The organism is Hymenobacter agri, assembly GCF_054778495.1.
The window spans coordinates 1-2,136 of the sequence record NZ_BAAGZM010000679.1 but is presented as its reverse complement, the minus strand read 5'-3'; the positions used below and the strand labels follow the sequence as shown (position 1 = coordinate 2,136).

Annotated in this window: 3 protein-coding genes; all 3 read right to left on the bottom strand. The window is 65.5% G+C overall.

Features of this window, described 5'->3' with window-relative positions; all coding sequences use genetic code 11:
* Nucleotides 1-108: 108 nt before the first annotated feature.
* Entirely contained in the window at nt 109-666 is a 558-nt protein-coding gene (locus ACYVDE_RS20965; protein ID WP_460503483.1) for an RNA polymerase sigma factor, read from the bottom strand.
* Nucleotides 667-806: 140 nt separating this feature from the next.
* Nucleotides 807-1,529: a DUF4386 domain-containing protein gene (locus ACYVDE_RS20960; RefSeq protein WP_460503482.1), complete on the bottom strand. Its 723-nt coding sequence runs from the start codon at nt 1,527-1,529 to the stop codon at nt 807-809.
* A 120-nt stretch (nt 1,530-1,649) separates the two neighbouring features.
* On the bottom strand, nt 1,650-2,136 hold a 487-nt coding region (locus ACYVDE_RS20955; protein ID WP_460503481.1), incomplete at its 5' end, for a chloride channel protein.

Below are 2,136 nucleotides of genomic sequence, written 5' to 3'. Positions count from 1 at the left end.
GCGCCGGGGCCGGCCTGCAGGCGGGCCCACAGGTCGTCGCCGGGAGGCGTTTCGTGCCCACCGAGCTGGCGGCGGAAGTAGTCGTCGATATTGTCAGTAGACATTGGTCTAGTTGGTGCTGATGTTGGCAAACTGAATGCGCCGCTGCAGCATGGCCCGGGCCTTGCTCAGCTGCGACTTGCTGGTGCCTTCGCTGATGCCCAGCAGCTCGGCAATTTCCTGGTGGCCGTAGCCTTCCAGAGCGTAGAGGTTGAAGACGGTACGGTAGCCGGCCGGCAAGGTGGCGAGCAGCCCCATCAGGTCTTCGGCTTGCAGTTCGGTGTCGGCGGTGGCGGCGGTGACGGCCAAGTTTTCGGGCTGCACGAAGTCTTCAAACGACACCGTCATCAGCTCGCGCTGGCGCAGCTGCATCAGGGCTTCGTTCACCATGATGCGGCGCACCCAGCCCTCAAAGCTGCCTTCGAAGCGGTAGGTGGGCAGGGCCCGGAACATTTTGGCAAAGCCCAGGAGCAGGGCTTCTTCGGCATCTTCGCGGCGCTTGAGGTAGCGGCGGCACACGGTGAGCATGAGCCCGGCCAGCTGGTCGTAGAGCTGGCGCTGGGCCCGGTGCTCGCCGCGCACGCAGGCTGCGATGAGGTCGGCTTCGGATAAAGTAAGCGTAAGCAAAGCGCAGAAAGGGTTGGTGAGTTGGGGCGGTAGATGCCGCTTTCCTCACAAAGGTTGCCCGGGCGCGATATTTTTTATGCCCCGTGAACGGGGTTGCCATCGAGACGCGGTTTCGGAATGGTCGGAAAGGCCAATAAAAATTAGGCCAAGCCCTGCTGCTCCTGCCATTTCGCGGCATCAACGCCTTTGATGAGCAGCCAGAGGCAGAGCGACAGCTCGCCCACCAGTGGCGGCAGCAGCACGCCGGGAATCAGCGTCTTGGCCAGGGCTGGGGCGAACAGCGCCGCCAGGCAGCCCACCAGGTAGGCCGCCCCGGCAACCTGCATCAGCACGCCCAGCACCGCCGGCAAAAAGCCCGATTTGATAATCAGGTAGCCGTTCAGCAGGCAGGTAAATCCGAAGAATACGAGGGCAATGTTGAAGGCCACATCGTGGGCTCTTAACGCTAGGTGGGCCAGCCCGGCCACTTGGGCGGGGTTCCAGGCGTGGGCGTAGTCGGCATTTTGCAGCAGTGGCAGCACCAGCAGCTGAAACAGCTTGCTGATGGCTTCGACGGCCAACGACACCGCGTTGAGCAGCAGGCTCAGCAGCGCCAGCCCCCGGTTGACGGGCCGCAGGAGCTGAAACTCAATCCAGAGCAGCGGCACGGCGCACAGCACCACCAGGAAATTGAGCGCCGTGCCCAGGCGCCACAGCTCCGGCGCCGCCAGAATGCGCTGGGCCGTGGTGGCCGCGCTGCCGGTCAGGAGCTGGCTGCTCACGAAGCCTTCGGCGAAGCCACCGCACCCGATGATGGCGATGTAGAGCGCGCCGCCGAAGCGGGCGTAGCGGACCGGGTTCGATTCGAGGGAGGGCGTGGGCATAGCGGCAATGTTGGTGAGCACCGAAAGCAGGTGTTGGGCTGGCAGATTCCATCCCCGGCGCGGCGGTTGCCTGCTCTCCCAACTATTTCGGGCGGGCGTGTTGCTGAAGCAACTCCACCGCTACAAGTCGCCCAGCCGCCGGCCCTGCTGCCGGCCCAGGCGCAGGTGCTTGGCCTGGCCCACCACCTGCGCGGCGTAAATGCCGTGGTGGCCCGAGAACAGGTAGGCCACTACACAGGCCAAGCCTAGGTACACGCCCGCGTTGGCCCCGAACAGCTCCAGGCCCATCAGCAGGCAGGCCAGCGGGGTATTGGCCGCGCCGGCAAATACGCCCACGAAGCCCATAGCCGCTAGTAGCGCCACCGGCAGCGGCAGCACCGCCGCCAACGCGCTGCCCAGCGCCGCCCCCATGAAAAACAACGGCGTGACCTCGCCGCCTTTGAAGCCGCAGCCCAGCGTAAGGGCCGTGAGGGCCAGCTTCCATGCCCAGTCGGTAGGGGCGAGCGGATGCTGGAAGGCTTCCACAATCACCGACACGCCGAGGCCGGCAAACCGGCCCGGACCGGCCAGCCACAGCAGCCCGGCCAGCAACACGCCGCCCAGCACC